Source organism: Agathobaculum sp. TL06, assembly GCF_054658635.1.
The window spans coordinates 12,249-32,115 of sequence record NZ_BAAGGY010000010.1; the positions used below are offsets into that span (position 1 = coordinate 12,249).

The 19,867-nt window shown below is 58.9% G+C and carries 28 protein-coding genes; 4 read left to right on the plus strand and 24 right to left on the minus strand.

Going from position 1 to position 19,867, the window contains the following annotated elements:
- Positions 1–103: 103 nt before the first annotated feature.
- The 7 genes from spoIVB to glyA all read right to left on the minus strand — a co-directional run bounded on the left by spoIVB (position 104) and on the right by glyA (position 6,627).
- Positions 104–1,117 carry a SpoIVB peptidase gene (spoIVB, locus tag ACYQ3S_RS07260; protein ID WP_459688174.1) on the minus strand — a complete coding sequence of 338 codons (1,014 nt, stop codon included), beginning with the start codon at positions 1,115–1,117 and terminating at the stop codon, positions 104–106.
- Positions 1,118–1,356: 239 nt separating this feature from the next.
- Positions 1,357–2,028 carry an ECF transporter S component gene (locus ACYQ3S_RS07265; RefSeq protein WP_459688175.1) on the minus strand — a complete coding sequence of 224 codons (672 nt, stop codon included), beginning with the start codon at positions 2,026–2,028 and terminating at the stop codon, positions 1,357–1,359.
- A gap of 69 nt (positions 2,029–2,097) precedes the next feature.
- On the minus strand, positions 2,098–2,868 hold the full coding sequence (locus tag ACYQ3S_RS07270; RefSeq protein WP_459688176.1) for a type III pantothenate kinase: 771 nt from the start codon (positions 2,866–2,868) through the stop codon (positions 2,098–2,100).
- A gap of 67 nt (positions 2,869–2,935) precedes the next feature.
- On the minus strand, positions 2,936–3,289 hold the full coding sequence (locus ACYQ3S_RS07275; RefSeq protein WP_459688178.1) for a putative ABC transporter permease: 354 nt from the start codon (positions 3,287–3,289) through the stop codon (positions 2,936–2,938).
- Positions 3,290–3,328: 39 nt separating this feature from the next.
- Entirely contained in the window at positions 3,329–3,781 is a 453-nt protein-coding gene (locus tag ACYQ3S_RS07280; RefSeq protein ID WP_459688179.1) for a nucleoside 2-deoxyribosyltransferase, read from the minus strand.
- 76 nt (positions 3,782–3,857) lie between these two features.
- Positions 3,858–5,189, minus strand: a complete 1,332-nt coding sequence (locus ACYQ3S_RS07285; RefSeq protein ID WP_459688181.1) for a glucose-6-phosphate isomerase — start codon at positions 5,187–5,189, stop codon at positions 3,858–3,860.
- A gap of 196 nt (positions 5,190–5,385) precedes the next feature.
- Positions 5,386–6,627 (minus strand): serine hydroxymethyltransferase, encoded by a 1,242-nt coding sequence (glyA, locus tag ACYQ3S_RS07290; RefSeq protein WP_054327351.1) that lies wholly within the window; start codon positions 6,625–6,627, stop codon positions 5,386–5,388.
- A 200-nt stretch (positions 6,628–6,827) separates the two neighbouring features.
- Between glyA and nth the strand changes: the two genes are divergently transcribed.
- Positions 6,828–7,466: an endonuclease III gene (gene nth / locus ACYQ3S_RS07295; protein ID WP_459688182.1), complete on the plus strand. Its 639-nt coding sequence runs from the start codon at positions 6,828–6,830 to the stop codon at positions 7,464–7,466.
- A 93-nt stretch (positions 7,467–7,559) separates the two neighbouring features.
- Here nth and ACYQ3S_RS07300 read toward each other — a convergent pair whose 3' ends face one another.
- Both ACYQ3S_RS07300 and ACYQ3S_RS07305 read right to left on the minus strand, forming a co-directional pair.
- A complete protein-coding gene (locus ACYQ3S_RS07300) occupies positions 7,560–8,405 on the minus strand; it encodes a type III pantothenate kinase (protein WP_459688184.1) in 846 nt (281 codons plus the stop codon).
- 11 nt (positions 8,406–8,416) lie between these two features.
- Entirely contained in the window at positions 8,417–8,929 is a 513-nt protein-coding gene (locus ACYQ3S_RS07305; RefSeq protein ID WP_459688185.1) for a metallophosphoesterase, read from the minus strand.
- A gap of 137 nt (positions 8,930–9,066) precedes the next feature.
- On the opposite strand from ACYQ3S_RS07305, the gene ACYQ3S_RS07310 reads away from it, so the two are divergent.
- Genes ACYQ3S_RS07310 through ACYQ3S_RS07320 form a run of 3 tightly spaced genes read left to right on the plus strand, consistent with a single transcriptional unit; the run spans position 9,067 to position 10,038 of the window.
- A complete protein-coding gene (locus ACYQ3S_RS07310; protein ID WP_459688187.1) occupies positions 9,067–9,336 on the plus strand; it encodes a hypothetical protein in 270 nt (89 codons plus the stop codon).
- A 12-nt stretch (positions 9,337–9,348) separates the two neighbouring features.
- Positions 9,349–9,726 (plus strand): hypothetical protein, encoded by a 378-nt coding sequence (locus ACYQ3S_RS07315; RefSeq protein ID WP_459688188.1) that lies wholly within the window; start codon positions 9,349–9,351, stop codon positions 9,724–9,726.
- Between the two features lie 21 nt (positions 9,727–9,747).
- Entirely contained in the window at positions 9,748–10,038 is a 291-nt protein-coding gene (locus ACYQ3S_RS07320; protein WP_459688189.1) for a hypothetical protein, read from the plus strand.
- A gap of 8 nt (positions 10,039–10,046) precedes the next feature.
- Here ACYQ3S_RS07320 and ACYQ3S_RS07325 read toward each other — a convergent pair whose 3' ends face one another.
- The 15 genes from ACYQ3S_RS07325 to ACYQ3S_RS07395 all read right to left on the minus strand — a co-directional run bounded on the left by ACYQ3S_RS07325 (position 10,047) and on the right by ACYQ3S_RS07395 (position 19,782).
- The gene (locus ACYQ3S_RS07325; RefSeq protein WP_459688190.1) at positions 10,047–10,370 is read right to left on the minus strand and encodes a TfoX/Sxy family protein; all 324 of its coding nucleotides are present in this window, start codon (positions 10,368–10,370) and stop codon (positions 10,047–10,049) included.
- 1 nt (position 10,371) lies between these two features.
- Positions 10,372–11,241 (minus strand): 16S rRNA (adenine(1518)-N(6)/adenine(1519)-N(6))-dimethyltransferase RsmA, encoded by an 870-nt coding sequence (rsmA, locus tag ACYQ3S_RS07330; protein WP_459688191.1) that lies wholly within the window; start codon positions 11,239–11,241, stop codon positions 10,372–10,374.
- Between the two features lie 19 nt (positions 11,242–11,260).
- Positions 11,261–11,746, minus strand: coding sequence for a GNAT family N-acetyltransferase (locus ACYQ3S_RS07335; protein ID WP_459688193.1), 486 nt, complete (start codon positions 11,744–11,746; stop codon positions 11,261–11,263).
- Positions 11,747–11,843: 97 nt separating this feature from the next.
- Complete coding sequence (gene hpf, locus ACYQ3S_RS07340; RefSeq protein WP_054327341.1) at positions 11,844–12,371, minus strand: ribosome hibernation-promoting factor, HPF/YfiA family; 528 nt, start codon at positions 12,369–12,371, stop codon at positions 11,844–11,846.
- 136 nt (positions 12,372–12,507) lie between these two features.
- Positions 12,508–13,350 (minus strand): fumarate hydratase, encoded by an 843-nt coding sequence (locus tag ACYQ3S_RS07345; protein ID WP_459688195.1) that lies wholly within the window; start codon positions 13,348–13,350, stop codon positions 12,508–12,510.
- The gene (locus ACYQ3S_RS07350; RefSeq protein ID WP_459688197.1) at positions 13,347–14,519 is read right to left on the minus strand and encodes an amidohydrolase; all 1,173 of its coding nucleotides are present in this window, start codon (positions 14,517–14,519) and stop codon (positions 13,347–13,349) included. The genes ACYQ3S_RS07345 and ACYQ3S_RS07350 overlap by 4 nt, the downstream gene beginning before the upstream one ends.
- A 200-nt stretch (positions 14,520–14,719) precedes the next feature.
- Positions 14,720–15,178, minus strand: coding sequence for a S1 RNA-binding domain-containing protein (locus ACYQ3S_RS07355; protein ID WP_054327339.1), 459 nt, complete (start codon positions 15,176–15,178; stop codon positions 14,720–14,722).
- Positions 15,179–15,212: 34 nt separating this feature from the next.
- Positions 15,213–15,494 carry an FtsB family cell division protein gene (locus tag ACYQ3S_RS07360; protein WP_054327338.1) on the minus strand — a complete coding sequence of 94 codons (282 nt, stop codon included), beginning with the start codon at positions 15,492–15,494 and terminating at the stop codon, positions 15,213–15,215.
- A gap of 46 nt (positions 15,495–15,540) precedes the next feature.
- Positions 15,541–15,996, minus strand: a complete 456-nt coding sequence (yabQ, locus tag ACYQ3S_RS07365) for a spore cortex biosynthesis protein YabQ (RefSeq protein ID WP_459688199.1) — start codon at positions 15,994–15,996, stop codon at positions 15,541–15,543.
- Between the two features lie 7 nt (positions 15,997–16,003).
- Entirely contained in the window at positions 16,004–16,288 is a 285-nt protein-coding gene (gene yabP, locus ACYQ3S_RS07370; protein WP_054327336.1) for a sporulation protein YabP, read from the minus strand.
- Between the two features lie 68 nt (positions 16,289–16,356).
- Positions 16,357–16,599 carry an RNA-binding S4 domain-containing protein gene (locus ACYQ3S_RS07375; protein ID WP_054327335.1) on the minus strand — a complete coding sequence of 81 codons (243 nt, stop codon included), beginning with the start codon at positions 16,597–16,599 and terminating at the stop codon, positions 16,357–16,359.
- 2 nt (positions 16,600–16,601) lie between these two features.
- Positions 16,602–16,880, minus strand: coding sequence for an HU family DNA-binding protein (locus ACYQ3S_RS07380; RefSeq protein ID WP_459688202.1), 279 nt, complete (start codon positions 16,878–16,880; stop codon positions 16,602–16,604).
- A 14-nt stretch (positions 16,881–16,894) separates the two neighbouring features.
- Positions 16,895–17,686: a nucleoside triphosphate pyrophosphohydrolase gene (mazG, locus tag ACYQ3S_RS07385; protein WP_459688203.1), complete on the minus strand. Its 792-nt coding sequence runs from the start codon at positions 17,684–17,686 to the stop codon at positions 16,895–16,897.
- Between the two features lie 15 nt (positions 17,687–17,701).
- Positions 17,702–19,327 (minus strand): putative polysaccharide biosynthesis protein, encoded by a 1,626-nt coding sequence (locus ACYQ3S_RS07390; protein ID WP_459688204.1) that lies wholly within the window; start codon positions 19,325–19,327, stop codon positions 17,702–17,704.
- A gap of 62 nt (positions 19,328–19,389) precedes the next feature.
- Entirely contained in the window at positions 19,390–19,782 is a 393-nt protein-coding gene (locus tag ACYQ3S_RS07395) for a hypothetical protein (RefSeq protein ID WP_459688205.1), read from the minus strand.
- Positions 19,783–19,867 lie beyond the last annotated feature (85 nt).

Genomic DNA, 19,867 nt, shown 5'->3' on the forward strand with positions numbered 1-19,867 from the left:
TAATTCCATAATTTTCAAGGCTATTGTCGGAAAAGCTGGATTTTTTTCTCGTCATTTTTCGACAAAATGCGACAAATCGCGCGAAACATGAACAAATACTTCGTTAATTCGTCATTTCCTCCAGCATCCTCTCAATGCCGATCGCATAACCGCAGGTAGGGTCGTTTACCATCACATGCGTCACCGCGCCGATGATCTTCCCATTCTGTAGAACAGGCGAGCCGCTCATGCCCTGTACGATGCCGCCGGTCTTTTCCAGCAGCGCCTGATCGGTCACGCGCAGCATCATCCCGCGCCCATATTCATCGTCCTGCGGATAAATTTTGACAACCTGAACAGAATACGATTGTACCTTGTCGCCCTCGACATTGGCCAGGATTTCCGCCTCGCCCACCTTTATTTCGTCCGCCGCGGCCACCGGTACGGATTCCAGAGAGGAATACAGCGAGCTGTCGGTCAGCGTACCAAAAATGCCGCTTTCCGTATTCTCATTTACCGTGCCGAGCGGCACATCCGATTGAAATTCACCCTGCAGCGCACCCGGTTCGCCAACCTCGCCGCGCTGCACCGAGCCTACCACAGAATACAGGACGCTGCCCTCTTTCAAGGGCATCAGCACACCGGTTTCCCCGTCGCAGATACCGTGTCCGAGCGAGCCATAGGCGCCGGTTTCCGGATCGACGTAGGTCAGCGTACCGATGCCGGCCATGCTGTCGCGCGCCAGTACGCCAATCCGGTATACGCCATCTGTATCCGCGCGCGGAGTCGCTGTTACCGTTTGCGTTTCACCATTGCGCAAAATTTCCAGCTCGACCGGCTGCCCCGCCGACAAGGCGATCTGCTTCTGCATTTCGTCATTGGACGCCACCTCGGCACCGTTTACTTTGACGATCATGTCGCCCTCCGCCACGCCCGCGTCACGGGCGGGACAGACTGCTCCATCCGCTGTCTGCACATCGTTCAGCCGCACCACCAGAACGCCGTCCGCGCTCATCTGGATGCCTACGGTGTGGCCGATGGGGATCACCGATGTGATATCCGCCGCTTGTGCAGTAACCAGCATCGTCAGGGTCAAAAGCAAGGATATTGCGATTTTTTTCGCTTTGCTTTGCTGCACTTTTTTCACCTCCGCGATTTACTATGCCACCCGCGCCGCAAAAATAGCCTGTGAACCTTTGCTATTCCCTTGTGATTTCTGGATAAGCGATAAGTCTTTGGCCGTGGAAAGGTTTTCTAAAACGAAAAAGAGGCGGTTTCTCCAAGCAGTTTGGAGAAATCCGTCTCTTTTGGCAGCATTTATTTAATTGCAGCCCGATCGGCCAAGGCCCGCCCTGCCCGCGCAGGGTGCCGAACCGGTTACGTTTTTTCGGAGGGAAGTTCCTCAAACGGCGTTGCCTTCCTTGCCGGCGCCGGCGCGCGCTGGCCGAGGAACGAAGCGACCGCGCGGGTAATCACGCCGCCCGCGGCGCAGCAGACGACCGCTTCGATCAAGCCCTGCATGCCGACCAGCAGCACCACGAACATCAGCGGGTTCGCCGCCCCATTCGTCGCCACGATATTCTGGATATATTCGCAGTTATAGAACACCAGCACGATATACCCCATAAAGAACAGCGTATTGAGCAGCGGTGCAGACAGCGCGCCCGCGAAATAGCTCCAGCCGCCCTTTTTGTCCACGCGCCGCAGCAGGCTGAACAGCAGGCCGACGCACCAGCCCATCAGGATGCGCATGACGACGCACAGGATGAACGTATTGACCGGACTGACCTGGAAAAGCGCGCTTGTCATCGCGGAGCCTCCGGTCAGCGCGTCCTTAAAGCTCACCAGCCCGAATACGCCGCCGAGGACCGCGCCCGCCGCAGGCCCCATCGTCATTGCCCCAACCGCGATCGGCACGGTCAGGAACGACATGTACAGCGGCCCGACGGGAACGCTGCCCAACCCGATCAGCTTCATGACGATCTCGATCGCCGCCAGCAGGCCAAGCTGTGCCAAAACGCGCACATTGGTTGTTTTGTTCTTTTTCATATGTAATTTTCCTCCTGCTCCCGTCCCGCCCTTATCGTCGGGTACAGGGCTTATTTTGGCTTCTGCGGGTCAGGGCCGGTTCCGCTTCCAGATCAGATGCAGGCCATCCAGCACAAGGCTTTGGTCGTATTCGAACGGCACGCGCATATACCGCGTGACCAGCGGCGCAATATCGCCCGTCACGACCACATGGGGCGTTTGCCCCAGCGTTTCGGCAAAGCGTCCGACCATGCCGTCCACCATAGCTGCCGCGCCGTATACCGCGCCCACGCGCATAGCGTCAACCGTGTTGCGCGCAAGGATTCCCTCGTCCCTTGCCTCGATCGCGACCGCGGGCAGCTGCGCCGCCTGCTCCCGCAGGGCGGACAGGCTCAGGCGCACGCCCGCTGTAATGGCCGAACCGACCAGGGCGCCGGATTGATCCAGCACGGTAAACGTTGTCGCCGTGCCGAGGCAGATCACCACGCACGGCAGCTTCCCCTTTGCACGCGCCGCAACCGCGCCCGCCACACGGTCCGAGCCAACCTGGCGCGGCTGCTCCGACCGGATATTGAGCCCTGTTTTGACGCCGCTCGAGACCTCGATCACATCGGTCACGCCAAGCAGGCGCAGCGCGTCCTCAAGCACCGTGACCATGCTCGGCACGACCGAGCTGACCACGGCGCCGCGGATGCGGCCGGCCGGTACGCTATACAGCCCGAAAACCTGCTGCAGCTTGCAGGCGTAATCATCCCGTGTCCACTTGGGCTCGGTCGCGATGGAAGCGGCAAAGACCTGCTCGTCTTCCTCATAACCGCCAAGCAAAACATGGCTGTTCCCTGCATTAACTGCAATCAGCATATCGGCCCCTCTTTCCCGGCATATTGCCAACGCCATTATACGGCATCCGGACATACTTTGCAAGCACTTATTTGGGCAGCATGAACGGAGCCGCCAAAAGCATCCAGAGCGCCGCGTATTTAGGGCATACCTGCCCCTGGATATTGCCGCGTTCGCGCGAATAATCCCATACGCCCATCCGGTACTTCCGGTTGACCGTGCAGCCGACGACGTATTCCGCCGCCGTGATGCACGCCGCGCCGCACAGGCATCTTGCCAGCGGCTTTTCCGCCCGCACCCGTGGACGCAGCCGGTTCAGCCCTATCAGTACCGCGCCGCCGGTGAGCGCCATCGTCCAGTGCGTATAGCCGCGCCACAGAATTTCGAGCGCGGAATACCCGCTTGCTCCTAAAAGGAACAGTCCGGCTGTTTGCTGCTTCATCTCTCATCACCGGACTTATTATGTCATATCCCGACGCCGTTATGCCTGCTCCGACGCACAAACCGCCAGCGCCGCGGCAAAATCTCCGGCAACGATCCTGGCCGCGCCGCACAGCATCAGATTGAGCGGCAGCCCAAAATTTTCCACCGCAAAGCCCTCCACGTCTTTTTCCCCGATTTTCTCCCGCATTGCGCGCCCATCGGACACATATCCGTAAATCTGCTTTCCCTTTGCATGGGCGTAGCCGACCTCAAAGCAGGTACCGCTGTCCGGCTCGGCGCCGCGGAACGGGTTCAGGTTCGCGATCACAATGTCGGCCTGGTCGATCAGCCCACAGTTGCCGGCAAAGATATCCTGCGCGTTATCCGCCTCGTTGTCAAACGGGTACAGCCCTGCGAAGCCCTTTTCCGCGCACATCATTTTCATTTTTGCGCCGCGCTGTCTGGCATCCGGCGCAAAAACGTCAAAACCGGCAAGATAAATCTTTTTCATATTTGCATACCCTCCCTGTTATGCGCTGCACACAAAAAAGGGATGCCGTCTCCGCGGCACCCCTTCCTGTCGTTTGTTACAGTCTCGCTTCCAGCTCCTTGCGGCGCTCCTCAAAGCCCGGCTTGCCAAGCAGGGCGAACATATTTTTCTTATACGCCTCGACGCCCGGCTGGTTGAACGGGTTGACGCCAAGCAGGTAACCGGAAATACCGCACGCCTTTTCAAAGAAATAGACCAGATAACCGAAATGCCATGCGTCCGCCCGATCGATCTCAACGATGATATTCGGCGTGCCGCCATCCATATGCGCCATCAGCGTACCCTGATAGGCCTTGGAGTTGACGAACTGCACGCTCTTGCCCGCCAGGTAATTCAGCCCGTCGATATCCTCCGCCGTTTCCTCAATATAGCTTTCCGAGCGCGGCTCGCGCACCCAGACGACCGTTTCAAACATCATGCGCGCGCCGTCCTGAATGAACTGGCCGATCGAGTGCAGGTCGGTCGAGAAGTTGGCCGACGTTGCGAACAGGCCCTTGTGGTCCTTGCCTTCGGACTCATCAAACAGCTGCTTGAACCATTCGCCAAGCATGACAAGCGCAGGCTCGTAGTTGACCAGAATTTCCATGCTTTTGCCCTTCTGGTGCAGGATGCTGCGCAGCGCCGCGTATTGCGCGCAGGCATGCTCCGTGCCATCCGCAAAATTCCGGCGTGCCTCGGCCGCGCCGGCCATCGCCGCGTCGATATCCACGCCCGCGGCGGCCATTGGCAGCAGGCCGACCGCCGTCAGCACAGAGAAACGGCCGCCGACATCGTCCGGCACGACAAAGGTTTCATACCCTTCGTCGTCCGCCAGCTTTTTCAGCGCGCCGCGCGCCTTGTCCGTTGTGGCAAAGATGCGCTCCTTCGCGCCTTCCCTGCCGTACTTCTCCTCGATCAGCTTTTTGAAAATGCGGAACGCGATCGCAGGCTCGGTCGTCGTGCCGGATTTGGAGATCACGTTGATCCCGAAATCGCGGTCCCCGATGATTTTGACAATATCGTTCAGGTAGGAGGAGGAAATGTTATTGCCGACAAAGTATACCTCCGGTATCCCCTCCGGACGCACACCGTTGTACATCTGCCCGTTGACAAATTCGATCGCCGCGCGCGCGCCCAGGTAAGAGCCGCCGATACCGATCACGACCAGCACCTCGCAGGTCTGCTGGATCTTTTTCGCGGCCTGCTTGATGCGCGCGAATTCCTCTTTATCATAGACCTCGGGCAGATCGACCCAGCCCAGGAAATCATTCCCGGCGCCCGAGCCGGCATGCAGCACGTCCTGCGCCGCCTGCACCAGCGGGGTCATCTGCGAAAGCTCTTCCTCTCCCACGAAGCCTTTCAGTCCTGTCAGCTTGAGTTCCATTGCCATGATTCATTTCCCTTTCCGGTTCATTGTAACCCTTTTCCAATAGTATACCAATAATCTCAGCGCTTGGCAAGGTTTTTGTTTATATTCTACAAATAATTTGTCTATTCGACCGATTCCATACAACATTTTTGCCCACCATTCCCGCCGTGCAGCCGCAGAAAAGCCGTTCCCTGAAAAGCGGGAACGGCTTTTGCAATCAATAAATCGGGAAATTGGCGCAGATATCGCATACGTTGCGGCGGATCTCATTCGCCTTATTTTCAAAATCAGTGGCAGTCTGCCAGATGAACTCCGCGATGTGGAGCATTTCTGGCTCGCCAAAGCCGCGGGAGGTGACCGCCGGCGTACCCACGCGCTGGCCGGAGGTAACGAACGGGCTTTCCGGATCGTTCGGAATGGCGTTCTTGTTCGCGGTGATATATACCTCGTCCAGACGGTGCTGCAGCTCCTTGCCGGTCACGCCGGTCTTGCGCAGGTCGATCAGCATGAGGTGATTGTCCGTACCGCCGGAAACCAGGTCAAAGCCCTGCTTCATCAGCGCGTCCGCCAGCACCCTGGCGTTGGTAACAACGCGCTTCTGGTACGCCTTGAATTCCGGCTTGAGCGCTTCGCCGAAGCAAACCGCCTTAGCCGCGATCACATGCTCCAGCGGGCCGCCCTGCGTACCCGGGAAAATCGCCTTGTTGAATTTCTTGCCCAGCTCCTCATTGTTGGAGAGGATGACGCCGCCGCGCGGCCCGCGCAGCGTCTTATGGGTCGTGGTGGTGACCACGTCCGCGTACGGCAGCGGGTTCATATGCAGGCCGGCCGCCACCAGGCCCGCGATGTGCGCCATATCGACAAAGAGGTATGCGCCTACTTCATGCGCGATCTCCGCAAACTTGGCAAAGTCGATCGCGCGCGGATAAGCCGAGGCGCCCGCAATAATCATCTTGGGCTTTTCCTTTTTGGCCAGGTCGCGCAGCGCGTCGTAATCGATATAACCGTTCTCATCCACGCCATACGGCACGATGTGGTACAGCAGGCCGGACTGGTTGACCGGCGAGCCATGGGTCAGGTGGCCGCCGTTGTCCAGGCTCATGCCCAGCACGGTGTCGCCCGGCTGGCACAGCGCCTGATAAACCGCCATATTCGCCTGCGCGCCCGAATGGGGCTGCACGTTGGCGTACTTCGCGCCGAAAATTTCACAAACACGTTTGATCGCAAGGTTTTCAACCTCGTCCACACATTCGCAGCCACCGTAATACCGCTTGCCCGGGTAGCCCTCTGCATATTTGTTGGTCAGCACCGAACCCATCGCGGCCATAACAGCCTCACTGACGATATTCTCCGAAGCGATCAGCTCGATATTGCGTGCCTGACGGTCGTATTCCGCCTGCATCATCTTGCCCAGCTCAGGATCGTACGCCTTCACAAATTCCATTGCCTCGCGAACCATATTTCAACCTCCATCAACGTGCTATAAATTCTGTATCTCCATTAAACCACATTTTTCATCTCACGGCTACTGGCAAACAGATAGATTTTGCCCTGTTTCAGCACTTTTTTATGTTAAAAATGTAAAATGCCGACGAAACTCTTGCTTTTTCGTACAAATATGCTATGATATTAATACTTACGTCGTCAGGAGAGAAGGACATGACAAAAAAAGAACGCGCCGCCGCAGTGACCGAGCTGCTCAAGGAGGTTTATCCGGACGCTGTCTGCGCGCTGCACTATACCCATGATTACGAGCTGCTGTTCGCCACACGCTTGTCCGCCCAATGCACGGACGCCCGCGTCAATATCGTGACCGAAACGCTGTTCCGGCAGTTCCCCACCCTGCAGAGCTTCGCTGAAGCGCCGGAGGAGGAGATCGCGGAGGCGATCAAGACCTGCGGCCTGTTCCGCACCAAGGCGCGCGACCTGAAGGCCTGCGCCATCATGCTGCTGAGCGAATTTGACGGCAAGGTGCCGGATAACATGGAAGATTTGCTGCGTCTTCCCGGCGTGGGGCGCAAAACCGCCAACCTGATCCTCGGCGATATTTTCGGTAAGCCCGCCATCGTGACTGATACGCATTGTATCCGTTTGTCCAACCGGCTCGGCTTTGTCAAAAACGAAAAGGACCCCGTTAAGGTGGAGAACGCGCTGCGCAAGCTGATCGCCCCCGCGGAGTCCTCGGACTTTTGTCACCGGCTCGTTTTGTTCGGGCGCGAGCACTGCACCGCGCGCAGCCCCAAATGCTCCGGCTGCCCGCTCGGCGCGGTCTGTCCCTCTTATCCGGTCACAAAATAAGAAAGAAGCTGCTCCGCAGGGAGCAGCTTCTCTTTATTATTGCTATTATCTTGCCGCAGGCAGCGCCGGCCGCAGCGTCAGGCGCCGCCGCACTCATTTATCCGCGCTCCAGGCGCCTTCCTCCACCGCTTCCAGCAGGCACGTCTCGCTGTCAAGCTGGCGGCCTGCAAAGCAGTCTTTGTTGTTTTCGTAAATCAGGCGCAGCCCCTCCAGCGTCAGGTTGGGGTCCACCTCGTCGATCAGGCCGCAGTATTCCGCCATCATACGGCCCATGCCGCCGGTCGCAACCACGCGCGCATTGCCGCCCAGCTCCTCCTGGATATCCGTAATGATGCCGGCCAGCGCGCCCACATATCCGCGCACCGCGCCCGACTGCATGGACTGCACCGTGGTTTTCCCGATCGCCTTTTCCGGCCGCTCGATATCCACGCGCGGCAGCTTGGACGCCTTGAGGAACAGCGCCTCCATCGCCACCTTGATGCCGGGAAAAATCGCGCCGCCCTGATACGCGCCGTTCCCGTCGATCGCGTCAAAGGTGGTCGCGGTGCCGATATCCACGATAATCAGCGGCTTCCCGTACTTCCTGACCGCGGATACCGCGTTGACCAGGCGGTCCGCGCCCACCTCGCGCGGATTGGTGTAGCGGTTTTCAATCCCGATATCCACATCCCGCCCGGCGATGACCGGCTGCACATGCAGATATTTGCGGATGGCATTGATCAGCGTATACATCACCGGCGGCACGACCGAGGCGATGATGACCGCATCGGTCTGGGTGCGGTCCAGCCCGTGAAAATGGTAATATTGGGAGATCTGCATACCAAGCTCGTCCGATGTCCGCTCCGCGTTGGTGGAGATGCGGAACGAACCCCGCAGCCTGTCCCCGTCATATAATCCAAACACCATATTGGTGTTGCCTACGTCAATGGCCAAAAGCATACCGTTTCCCCTTACTGTCTGAATTTATCGCGTCGGATCAGCCCGCCGTCCTCATCAAGCAGCGTGACCGCGCGAAGCTGTGCATTTTCAATCGTCAGGCGCGCATAGCTTGCCGGACCGCCGCGCGGCAGGCTGATGCTGCCCGGGTTGCAGACCAGCACGCCGTCTATCCGTTCGAGCAGCATGCGGTGGGTGTGACCGTACAGCGCCACCGAACAGCCCTCTTCCCGCGCCCGCTGCGGCAGGATACCGCAGGCCAGCATGGAAACCCGCTCCTTATGCCCGTGCGTGATATAGATCGGCAGGTTGTCCGGCGTGATTACCGCATACTGCGCAACGTCCGGCTCATAATCGTTATTGCCGCGCACCCAATAGACCGGCAGCATCGGGAAAAGCCGCTCCAGCTCCCGCGCGTCGTCCGCATAGTCGCCCAGATGGATGACCGCGTCCGGCTTCTCCCGCTCGACCGCTGCGGCCATAGCGATATTCCGTCCATGTGAATCGGCAAAAACCAATATATTCAACGTGTTTTCGCCCCTTTCGCCGCGACACATATAGCAGTATTTTACACCGGCGCGGCCCACTTGTAAACCCACTGCATCACATTTTTCCATTTGCCGCATATACTGGCAATAACGAAACCAGGAAAGGGATGGGAACTATGCCCGATCAAAATGAAATTTTACGCCGCCTTGCAGAACAAGCCGGCAACCCCCAGGCGGTCGACCAGCTCCGCGCGGCGCTGAACACGCCGGACGGAAAGAAGGCCGCGCAGATCATTTCCGCCCAGCACGCGGCCGATCTGGAGCGCGCCGCGCAGGCCGCGCAGCGCGGCGATATGCGGGAGGCGGCGATGCTCGCGCAAAAGCTCATGCAGTCGCATGAGGGTACTACGCTCGCGGCGCAGCTCAAAAAGCTGTTCCAGAAATAAGGAGGTACCCGCATGGACAACGATATGCTGTCCTCCCTGCTGAACGATCCGGATGCGCTGCAGAACGCGATGAAAACCGTTTCCGATATGCTGGGAAGCCCCCAGCAGCCGGCCGGCGCTCCGGCCAGCAAGGATTACGACCCCTCTGCAGAGCTGATGGAGCGCGCGCTGCCGGTCATCAGCACCATCCTCCAAAGCGGGCAGAGTGCGGTCAAACCGGAAAAGCGCGTCCTGCTCAACGCGGTAAAGCCCTTTGTCACGGACGAGGTTGCCGGACAGTTCGACCATGCGATGCGGCTGGTCAGTATGGCGCGCATCGCGCGCACCGTGCTGGGCCAGCTGGGCCAGTCCGGCGGCGACTCCTCCGGCGACGGCACCCAATCACTCTGACCAGAAAGGAAGCGAAGCCGCTTGTATAACCGCTATCTCGCCGCTGCGGAAGCCGACGACGCCCCACCGCTACATAAAGAGCCGCCGTCCGGTCAGGCTCCCGCGGACCGGAGCCGCGGCGGAGCCAGTCCGCAGACGGCGTCCGTGTTTACCGACCTGTCGCGCGGCCTGTCCGGCCGCCTGCAAAACATCAAGCTCGACATGGACACCATCATCGTGCTCGTCATCGTCTGGTTCCTTTTGAAAGACGGAGAGGAGATCGATTGGGAACAGCTTCTCCTGATCGGCGCCCTGCTTATCCTGGGTATCTGACACATAGGTCAGATACCCTTTTTCCTGCGCGGCTTTGGCTCCGGCAGCGCCGCACAGGTCCGCCGCACCAGCTCGGCCATGCGCGTGCGGTCGTCCAGCTCCTCGACATAGAGGAAGCGCGCGCCCTCGTGCGGCTCCACGATACGCGCTTCGGGCAGCAAGGCTCGCCCCGCGTCCGTGATCTTCAGGCACAGCATGTCATCCTCGACCGTGGCGAAAAACTTCCCGTCGCACCACAGGCCGAATTCACCGAACATACGCTTCCAGGTGATCGTCCCCGCGCCGGAAAGCTGGTCGCATACATAATTTACAAATTCCAGGCTGGATGCCATATTATCTCCCTTTCAGGCGTCCCTCCGCGGCGTTGGACAGCGCGGCGTACTCCGCAAGGCTGAGCCGTTCGCCGCGCACGCGCGCATCCAGCCCTACCGATTGGATCAGCTCTGTGATCTCCTCCTTGCCCATTGCGCTGCCGAGCACCGGCCCCAGCGCGTTGACCAGCGTTTTCCGGCGCATGTTGAACGCCGCCCGCACAAGCGCGAAATACAGCTTTTCATTGCGCACCGCGACCGGCGGCTGGGTGCGCGGCGTTAGTTGTATCACCGCGGAATCCACCTTGGGCTTCGGCACGAAACAGTCCGCCGGCACGTCAAACAGCAGCGCGGCCTCCGCATGGTACTGCACATAAATGGAAAACGCAGAATACGCCGCCGTACCCGGCGCGGCGCAGATGCGCTGCGCCACCTCTTTCTGCACCATGACGGTAATCTTTTGGAAGGCTCCGCTTTCCAGCAGGGCTGTGATGGCCGGCGTAGTGATGTAATACGGCAGATTGGCGCAGGCCACCGCCGGAGTTCCGCCGAATTTCTCCCGACACAGCGCGGCCAGGTCAATCTCAAGCACATCGCCCTGTACGACCTCGAAATTATCATATCCCGCCAGCGTCTCCCCCAGCACGGGCAGCAGCGCGCGGTCAAGCTCGACCGCGACCACCCTGTCCGCCCTGCGGCACAGCTCGGCGGTCAGACAGCCCATGCCCGGGCCGATTTCGACCGCGTTCCCCGCTTCCCCCGCACCGCTCATTTCCGCGATCCAGCGCGGCACGGTTTCATCCGTCAGGAAGTTTTGTCCCAGCGACTTGGAAAAGCGGAAGCCATGCCGTCCTAAAACCGCCCGTATGGTATCAATGTCACAAAGGTTCATTGCGCACACCCCCTGTCTGTTATTCCTGCGCTATTCCCGTTTTCCAGCCGCTTTCAGCAGTGCTGGAGCGCCTCATATATAAAATTGGATAGGGATTACCCTGCTCGTCGTGATTTTTCCGCTCATAGACCACAAAACCCAGGTGCTCGTAAAATCCTCTCGCCTGTGGATTCTGCTCATTTACTCCTACCGTTTCAATACCATACCGCTCCACCCCATACTCTATCAAACGTTTCCCCCAGCCTTGTCCCCTTTGCTCTGGTGCAACGAACAGCATTTCCAGGTTCCGTTCCGCTATACCCATAAACGCAACAGGCATACCATCCCCGTTTTCCAAAACGACTAAATGTGGAACCGCCCGCAGTGCGTGCGGAACATATTGTTTGATCTTCTCAATTTCCTCAGCGGATAAAAACGAATGAGTCTGCCTGACAGCGCTTTCCCATACCGTTAAAAGCTGCCTTATCAGCGCCTGCGCTCGGCTTTCAGGCTCCATAATTCTCATTTTATCACTCCGTCCAACAAAAAGGCCGACGGCAGAACGCCGCCGGCTTTTTTATTTTTAATGTCTCAATTCATTTCAAACTGCCCTTTTAAGCAGCTTATTCCTCGCCCTCGATCAGGCCGTAACCGCCTGCGGCGCGCTTGTATACGACCGCATGGATATTATCGTTATCCGCATTGCGGAAGAAATAGAACTGATGGTCGAGCAGGTTCATCTGCAGGATCGCCTCGTCCACGCTCATGGGCTTGACCTCAAAGCGCTTGCGGCGCACGATATCGAAATCCTCCTCGGAAAGCGCAGCCTGCTGCTCGGCGATCTTATCGAACGCACCTTCGCGCAGGCGCTTTTCCAGGCGGGTCTTATGCTTGCGGATCTGCCGCTCAATGCTGCTGACCGCACCGTCGACCGAGGCGAACATATCGGTTGTCGTCTCTTCGGCGCGGACGACCAGGCCGGTCTGGCGCACCGTAATTTCTACCGTCTGTTTGCCGCGCAGCTCGCTGAAAGTCAGCGTGGTATCTGAATCCTGGTGGAAGTACCGATCCAGCTTCTCGACTTTGCGCAGCGCATACTGGCGCAGGTCGTCATCGATTTTCATTTTTCTCTCGACGATGGTGAACTTCATAACATCATCTCCTATCGGGCGGATTGCCCAAGATACTTATGGGAATTTGCTATAATTAGTATACCACGTCTTAGGTGAAATTGTCCAATGGATTTTACACAAATTCACAAACTGTTCAGCATTTTCCCCAACGCGGTCACAATTCCCCTTCCGCGTGTCGGGTCACATGGCAGGAGATGTTCACCACGCAGGGCAGGCCCGCGATATGTGTGCCGAACGGCTCGATCGCGCAGGAAAGCGCGGTCACCGTTCCGCCAAGCCCCTGAGGACCCACGCCGGACGCATTGACCTTATCCAGCACCGCCCGCTCCATTTCCGCGTACAGCGGGTCTTCGTTCTGCCGGTCCACCGGCCGGAGCAGGGCGCGCTTTGCCAGGTACGCCGCCTTGTCCGAGGTGCCGCCCAGCCCCACGCCGATTACGATCGGCGGGCAGGGGTTGGAGCCTGCGCGGATGCATGCGTCCGCGATAAAATCCACGATCTGCTCCCTGGTCGCGGCCGGCGTAAACATTTTCATCGCGCTCATATTCTCCGAGCCAAAGCCCTTCGGGGCGACCGTAATCTTGATCTTATCCCCCGCCACGATCGAGGTATACAGCACACAAGGGGTATTATCGTTGGTATTCTCGCGCCGCAGCGGGTCGCCGACCACGGAAAGCCGCAGATATCCGTCGATATACCCACGGCGCACCCCCTCCGTGACCGCGTCCTCAAACGCCCCGCCGGTCAGGTGTACTTCCTGTCCCACCTCCGCGAACACAATCGCCATGCCGGTGTCCTGGCAGACCGGCACATCATTCCGTCTTGCCAGATCGCAGTTTGCGAGCATTTCCCCGAAAATTTCTTTCCCCAGCGGGGATTGTTCCGCTTCCTGCCCGCGGACAAAGGCCTGCCGCAGATCCGCGGGCAGGTAGTAATTCGCTTCCATACAGAGCCGGCGCACCAGCCCCGTGACTTCCGAAACATCGATCGTTCTCATACCGTCCTCCTGTATTCCGGCGCGCCGTTGATGAACACGGCCTGCACCTGGCTTGTAAAATCCAGCGGGTCCCCGCTCCACAGGACGCAGTCCGCGTCCATCCCTACGCGGAGCATCCCGATCCGCTGCTCCATGCCCGCAATGCGCGCCGGAACGGTTGTCACCGCGCGGAGCGCGTCCTGCCGGTCCATCCCCGCCCGTACCGCCAGCAGCAGCGCCATGGGCAGCAGGCGGAGGGGGATCTCGGGATGGTCCACGGTAATCGCAGTCTCAATCCCCGCCCTGCACAGCAGGGCCGGCGCCTCGTCCGTCAGGTTTCTGAGCTCGGGCTTGGAGCGGTCGGTCATATACGGCCCGCAAACGACCGGCACCCGCTCCCCTGCCAAAAGGTCGGCGACCAGATGCGCCTCCGTACCGTGGATAATCACGGCTTTCAGGCCGAACTCCCCGGCAATCCGCAGCGCGGTAAAAATATCGTCCGCGCGGTGCGCATGAAAGTGCGCCTCCGCTTCGCCCCGCAGCAGCGGCAGCAGCGCCTCCAGCTTGATGTCGTAGTCCGGCTTGTCCTCCTCCGGCTCTTTTTCCGCGCGCTCCATCCGCAGCAGGTATTCCCTTGCCTTGTAAAGCTGCTCGCGGATGAGCGCCGCGGTCGCCATGCGGGTAACCGGCGCTTCATCCTTGTCGTGATAGACCGACTTGGGGTTCTCACCCAGCGCAAACTTGACCGCGAGCGGCGCTTTGAGCACCATATCGTCGATGCGCCGGCCGGCCGTCTTGAGCAGCGCGATCTGCCCGCCGATCGGGTTGGCGCTGCCCGGGCTGACCGCAACCGTTGTCACCCCCGCCTCGACCGCTTCGCGGAAGCCGCGGTCCATGGGGTTTACCCCATCGATCGCGCGCAGGTGCGGTGTAACGGGGTCGGTATCCTCGTTCCCGTCCGCGCCCTCAAAGCCCAGCCCGTCTTCATACAGGCCGAGGTGGGAATGAATGTCGATCAGGCCGGGCGTCACCACGCCGCCGCGCCCGTCAACCACCTGACCGCAGGCGGGCGGCTCGTCCGTTCCCATCGACACAATCTTCCCGTTTTTCATCCAAATCCATCCGAAAAAGCGCGGATTCGATTCATCCATCGTCAGAAACGTGCAGTTTTTCAGAAGTATTTCTTCCATTTCCGTCCTTTCCCTCAAAAAAGCAATTGACATTTATTGTAAATTGTGCTATATTGATTATGGCAGTTGAGAGAACTGCCATGCACCGTTCATATCTTTATCCCCACAATCCTACTTTTGGCGCTCTTTCGCAGGAAAGGGCGCGTTTTTTTGCCCCGCGGAATAAAAACAAAACCGAGGTCGCCCTCGGTTTTATGTGTTTATCGGCGGCGGCGCGATCCGTTTTTGCGGTCGGTCGCATGGCGCACATCGGCCTGCCGGCTCTCGCTGTCGGACATAAACGCCTTGAGCTTATCCTCAAAGCTCATGGTCGCGGGGTCCTTGGGCGGCTGCGGCGTTCTGCCGCGCGGCGCCTGACTGGAACGCTGCTGGAAACGCGGCTGCCGCGGCGCGGCGCCGCCGGCGCGTTCCGGACGGGACTCCTGCGGCTGTGCCTTTTTGATGGACAAATTGATGCGGCCCGCCTGGTCGATATTAATGATTTTCACCTTGACCTGCTGGCCTTCCTGCAGAAAGTCCTTGATGTCGCTGACAAAGCTCGCCGCAACCTCGGAGATATGCACCATGCCCGACTTCCCTTCGGGCAGGGCGACAAACGCGCCGAACTTCGTGATACCGGTCACTTTACCCTCTACGATCGCTCCCACTGCCAAATCCATATAAATTGTTTTGCCTCCGTTATTTGTTTCCCTTTTACCTGCTGGATGTGTCCACAAAGACACGTTCTCCCGGTTCTGCATAGCTGAGCTCGGTACGGGCGATCTCGCTGATGTCCGCTTCCGAAATACCGTTCTGCATCTCCTGCCGGAGCGCTTCATTTGCAGCCTCGTATTCCTCGACACGCATATTGAGCGAATCCAGCTCCGCACGTTTATCCGCAATTTGTGCATGCAGGCTGATGATTGTCACCACGGCATACAGCAAAAAGGCCAGCATCAGGATTTTGACCCAGACCGGCGCTTTGCGCTTGGACATTCGGACACCTCGCTCCATCTTCCCTTGGCTCAGACTAATTCGAGTTTTATTTTATACCTTTCCCGCGAAAAATGGAAGAGGGTTTCGCAAACTTTTTTGTAAAAGAGCGAATTTTTTCCGGTAAACCGGCTTTCCCCGCAAACCCGCGCGCCCTTTCCCCCGCCGCGGCGAGCAGGCCGCACAGCCGCGCGGCCAAATCCAGCGCAAGCCGCAGCACCCCCTGCACCAGCCCGCTGAACAGAAAAAAATAAATCCCCGCGCCGCCGCACGCCCCCGCAAGGACATACCAGCGGCTCTGCCCCATCGCAAAAACCAGGCTGAATTCGAAAAAAGCCGCCAGCAGGACCAGCCAGAACACAAGGTCATACAGTGCGGTAGCCAGGCGCCCGGCCGAGAAATACACCCGAAACGCCCGCAGGATATCATAAAAAAGTCCCAGAGCCGCGCCCAGTAAAATACTTTGCAGCCCCAGCAGGAACTGTGCCTGCATCGGTACCGTCATGCCGCGTTCACCCGCCGAACAGACGGCTGAAAAAACCGCCGCGCGGCTGTACGCTGTCGTCATATTCCAGGCAGCCAACCTCGCCCTCCACAATCAGTTCGCCCGCTTCCAGCTGCAGCCGCTCGACATGCAGGCCCTGTCCCCGCACGACCAGCATCCCGCGCACGGTCTCCAGCAGTACCTGATCTTCGTCAAAGCTCTGCACATCCACCACGCCGGAGATCGAAAGCTTCTCCCTGCCCTCCAGAATGACGGTATGCGGCATTTCCCTGTTGCGTTCGTCGGCTGCCATATGCAGTCCCTCCCTCTCATAAAAAACATCCCGCTCCCTTCACTATATGAAGGGGCGGGATGTTTTTATTACGGGATTTCCCGATACATCGCGGCCGCGTCCGCTTTCAGCGCATGCTCCGCGATCTCGAGCACTTCGACTTTCATCGTGCGCTGTCCGAACGCGATCTCGATAACGTCGCCTGTTTTCACCTGGTAGGAGGCCTTTGCCGGTTTGCCGTTCACTGTGATCCGCGCCGCGTCGCAGGCGTCATTCGCTACCGTGCGGCGCTTGATCAGTCGGGAAACCTTGAGATATTTATCCAGCCGCACGGTTACTTCGCGTCCACCTTGTCCTTGAGCGCCTTGCCGGGCTTGAATACCGGAATGGTCGCGGCCGCGATTTCGATCGCCTCGCCGGTGCGCGGGTTGTGGCCCGTGCGCGCGGCGCGCACCTTGGTCTCAAACGTGCCGAAGCCGCTCATCTGCAGCTTATCTCCCTGCGCCATCACATCGCCCATCGCGGTGAAGACAGCGTCGATCGTCTTTTCTGTATCCTTTTTGGAGAGGCCGGTTTTTTCCGCAACCAGCGTGACGAATTCGCTTTTTTTCATGCTTATACCTCCGTTTATACCTTTTCTTTTGATCTATTCCAAAGCGAGTCCATTTCTGCCAGCGACAAGTCGGACAGCACTTTGTTCTCTTCTTTTGCCTGCCGTTCCATAAAACCGAACCGGCGGATAAATTTGTCGCAGGTCTTTTCCACCGCGCGCTCGGCGTCCACCTTTTTATGGCGCGCCACATTGACGACCGCAAACAGCAGGTCGCCCAGTTCCTCCTCGATATCGCCGTCGCCCGCGAGCGCCTGCCGCACCTCCGCAAGCTCCTCCTCGACCTTTTCCAGCGCTCCGTCCGCGCCATCCCAGTCGAACCCCACCTTAGCGGCCTTCTTCTGGATTTTTTCCGCGCGGATCAGGCCCGGCAGGCTTTTGGCCACGCTGGCAAGCGCGGAAGTATCGGTCTCCTGGTGCTTCTCCTTGCGCTTGAGGTCGTCCCAATTGCTCAGGATCTCCTCCGAGGAGCCCACCTTGACATCACCGAAAATATGCGGATGACGGTAAATCAGCTTTTTGCAGATGCCGTCCGCCACATCGTTGATGTCAAACACGCCCTTTTCCTTTTCCATCTGCGTGTGGAAAACGACCTGCAGCAATACGTCGCCCAGCTCTTCCTTCAGGTGCTCGGTATCCTCCTCGTCGATCGCCTCACAGACCTCATAGGTCTCCTCAATAAAATTGCGGCGGATCGACCGGTGATCCTGTTCCCGATCCCACATGCATCCGTCCGGCGCGCGGAGTATTTCCATGATCCGCAACAGATCGTTAAAATTATACTGCTCTTTCTTTTGAAAATCAACCATTTTCTACACTTCCTGTTATTTTAAACGCAAAAGGTTGGCAATTTTTTCCCCTTTTGGCAAAAGCTGCACATCCTCGCGGTCAACCGCGTGCAGCGCCAGCAGCAAAACGCCGTATACCGCCACCGCTGCAAGGATCGACACAAGCGTGCTCAGCTTATCCGCAGCCGAACCCGGCGCCGCGCCAAGCACCCGCGTCAGCACGGTAAAGCAGATATAGGTCGCCGCTCCCATGCCAGCCGTTGCGGCAAGCGGCCTGCCCACGGTTTTGCCCAGCGGGGGCAGCGCATGGGACAGCCTTGCGATATGGAACAGATTCAGCAGCGCAATCAGCCAGTAGCACACGGCCGTACTGATCGGCGCTCCCGCGATACCGAACCGCGGATCCCCGATCAGGTAATAATCCCCGAACATTTTGACCAGCGCGCCGAGGAACATCGAAACCAGCGGCAGATCAATCCGCCCGAACGCCTGCAGGGTGGCGTTTGTGATTGCGACCAGCGCCACAGCGGGTACGGCAAAGCCCAAAATCGCCATCAGCCGGCCTCCGGTTTCCGTCCCCGAATGGTAAAGCAGCCGCAGGATCGGCTCGGACAGCACGAGGAACCCCGTGCCTGCCGGCAAAGTGATAATCATGGTCAGCCGCAGCGAAGTGGAAAGCGTTTTGGATACTTTGGTAAAATTCTGCGCTGCGCGCGCGCTGGCAATCGTCGGCAGCACGCTGACCGCCAGCGCCGTAATCAGCGTCTGCGGCAGGTTGAAGAAATTGATGGCCTGGCCGGTGTAAATGCCGTAGGTCGCCATCGCCTGCTTGGCCGTCATCCCCACCGCCGGGCTTTGCAGCCGCGCGGAAATCAGCGCAACGTCGATCAGGTCGGTCAGGCTCATGACCGCCGAGCTGATCGTAATGGGGATGGACAGGGAAAGCAAAACCTTCGCCAGTTCCCCCGCGGGACGCACCGCATCGTTCAAAATGCGCACGGGCGCCGCCCTGCGGCGCGTTACCGCCGCCTGCGCCAGCATATACGCCGCCGCCACGACCTCGCCCAGCGTTACGCCCAGCACGGTCATTGCCGCGACCACCGGATCGCTGTAGCCCTGCCCTATCGCATAGTAGGCAAGGCCAAGTCCGACAAACAGCTTGCCCATCGCCTCAATGACCTGGGAAACCGCTGTCGGCACCATATTGGACCGCCCCTGGTAATAGCCGCGGAACACGGAAAGAATGGCCACCATCAGCACGCTCGGCGCGATCGCCATAACGGCGAGCCGCGCATCCGCGCTTTTGATCCATTCCGCAAAGGTACCCGCGCCAAAAAAAAGCGCGACCGAGCACAGCGCGCCGACCGGCACAAAAATGCTGCCCGCAACGCGGACGATGCGCCGCACCTCATGCTCACGCCCGCAGGCCGTAGCCTCCGCCACCATCTTGGACAGCGCCGCCGGCAGGCCGACCGTCGAAATCATCAGCATCGCGGTGTAGATCCGGTAAGCCGCGCTGAACATGCCGAACGCCGGCGATTCCTCCCCGCCGATCAGGTTTTGGAGCGGTATCTGGAAAAACGCGCCGATCACCTTGACGATCAGGCTCGCCGCCATCAGGATGACCGCGCCCTGCACAAAATTCTGTTTTTTTCGCTGCAAACGCTACACGCCCTTTGTCTTTTCTTATTGTACGGTATGGCAGGGCGCTCTAAAATATGCGCTCACAGCGCGCCGCCGCAGCCGGAGCAAAACGCATCCTCCCTGCTGCACGGACGCCCGCAGTGCGGGCAGGTCACGACTGACTTCATGCCTGCAAGCTCCTCGCGCAGCGCGGCGATCCTGGCCTGCTTCTCATCCACCAAATCGATCTTCTGATCCATTTCCTCGTTAGAGACCTCTGTTCCCCGATGCAGCTCATACACCATTTTGCCGATCTCTTTGAACAGCACCTCGCATTCGGTGTTCAGATCAAAAATCTGGAGGTTGATCCGCGTCGCGCTGGCAAGCTCGGTCGCTTTCTTTCCGGCGGCGTCCGCCGCGCGGCCGGCCGCTTTGCCGGTCTTATCCGCCATTACCTTGACCTTTTCCAAAAACGTCTGCATTTTTGCATCCATGGGTCCTCGCTCCTTCCAACAGGACTGTCCGCCCCGCTATATTGCATTTTATTATACTGCATAGCCCTATAAAAAGCAAGCACGC

Bases quoted from the DNA above. Each gene is read 5' to 3' on its own strand.
- ACYQ3S_RS07265 (WP_459688175.1), bottom strand. From the start codon at position 2,028: ATGAAAAAGAACAAAACAACCAATGTGCGCGTTTTGGCACAGCTTGGC.
- ACYQ3S_RS07270 (WP_459688176.1), bottom strand. From the start codon at position 2,868: ATGCTGATTGCAGTTAATGCAGGGAACAGCCATGTTTTGCTTGGCGGT.
- ACYQ3S_RS07275 (WP_459688178.1), bottom strand. From the start codon at position 3,289: ATGAAGCAGCAAACAGCCGGACTGTTCCTTTTAGGAGCAAGCGGGTAT.
- ACYQ3S_RS07280 (WP_459688179.1), bottom strand. From the start codon at position 3,781: ATGAAAAAGATTTATCTTGCCGGTTTTGACGTTTTTGCGCCGGATGCC.
- ACYQ3S_RS07285 (WP_459688181.1), bottom strand. From the start codon at position 5,189: ATGGCAATGGAACTCAAGCTGACAGGACTGAAAGGCTTCGTGGGAGAG.
- glyA (WP_054327351.1), bottom strand. From the start codon at position 6,627: ATGGTTCGCGAGGCAATGGAATTTGTGAAGGCGTACGATCCTGAGCTG.
- nth (WP_459688182.1), top strand. From the start codon at position 6,828: ATGACAAAAAAAGAACGCGCCGCCGCAGTGACCGAGCTGCTCAAGGAG.
- ACYQ3S_RS07300 (WP_459688184.1), bottom strand. From the start codon at position 8,405: ATGCTTTTGGCCATTGACGTAGGCAACACCAATATGGTGTTTGGATTA.
- ACYQ3S_RS07310 (WP_459688187.1), top strand. From the start codon at position 9,067: ATGCCCGATCAAAATGAAATTTTACGCCGCCTTGCAGAACAAGCCGGC.
- ACYQ3S_RS07315 (WP_459688188.1), top strand. From the start codon at position 9,349: ATGGACAACGATATGCTGTCCTCCCTGCTGAACGATCCGGATGCGCTG.
- ACYQ3S_RS07325 (WP_459688190.1), bottom strand. From the start codon at position 10,370: ATGGCATCCAGCCTGGAATTTGTAAATTATGTATGCGACCAGCTTTCC.
- rsmA (WP_459688191.1), bottom strand. From the start codon at position 11,241: ATGAACCTTTGTGACATTGATACCATACGGGCGGTTTTAGGACGGCAT.
- ACYQ3S_RS07335 (WP_459688193.1), bottom strand. From the start codon at position 11,746: ATGAGAATTATGGAGCCTGAAAGCCGAGCGCAGGCGCTGATAAGGCAG.
- hpf (WP_054327341.1), bottom strand. From the start codon at position 12,371: ATGAAGTTCACCATCGTCGAGAGAAAAATGAAAATCGATGACGACCTG.
- ACYQ3S_RS07345 (WP_459688195.1), bottom strand. From the start codon at position 13,350: ATGAGAACGATCGATGTTTCGGAAGTCACGGGGCTGGTGCGCCGGCTC.
- ACYQ3S_RS07350 (WP_459688197.1), bottom strand. From the start codon at position 14,519: ATGGAAGAAATACTTCTGAAAAACTGCACGTTTCTGACGATGGATGAA.
- ACYQ3S_RS07355 (WP_054327339.1), bottom strand. From the start codon at position 15,178: ATGGATTTGGCAGTGGGAGCGATCGTAGAGGGTAAAGTGACCGGTATC.
- ACYQ3S_RS07360 (WP_054327338.1), bottom strand. From the start codon at position 15,494: ATGTCCAAGCGCAAAGCGCCGGTCTGGGTCAAAATCCTGATGCTGGCC.
- yabQ (WP_459688199.1), bottom strand. From the start codon at position 15,996: ATGACGGTACCGATGCAGGCACAGTTCCTGCTGGGGCTGCAAAGTATT.
- yabP (WP_054327336.1), bottom strand. From the start codon at position 16,288: ATGGCAGCCGACGAACGCAACAGGGAAATGCCGCATACCGTCATTCTG.
- ACYQ3S_RS07380 (WP_459688202.1), bottom strand. From the start codon at position 16,880: ATGAAAAAAAGCGAATTCGTCACGCTGGTTGCGGAAAAAACCGGCCTC.
- mazG (WP_459688203.1), bottom strand. From the start codon at position 17,686: ATGGTTGATTTTCAAAAGAAAGAGCAGTATAATTTTAACGATCTGTTG.
- ACYQ3S_RS07395 (WP_459688205.1), bottom strand. From the start codon at position 19,782: ATGGATGCAAAAATGCAGACGTTTTTGGAAAAGGTCAAGGTAATGGCG.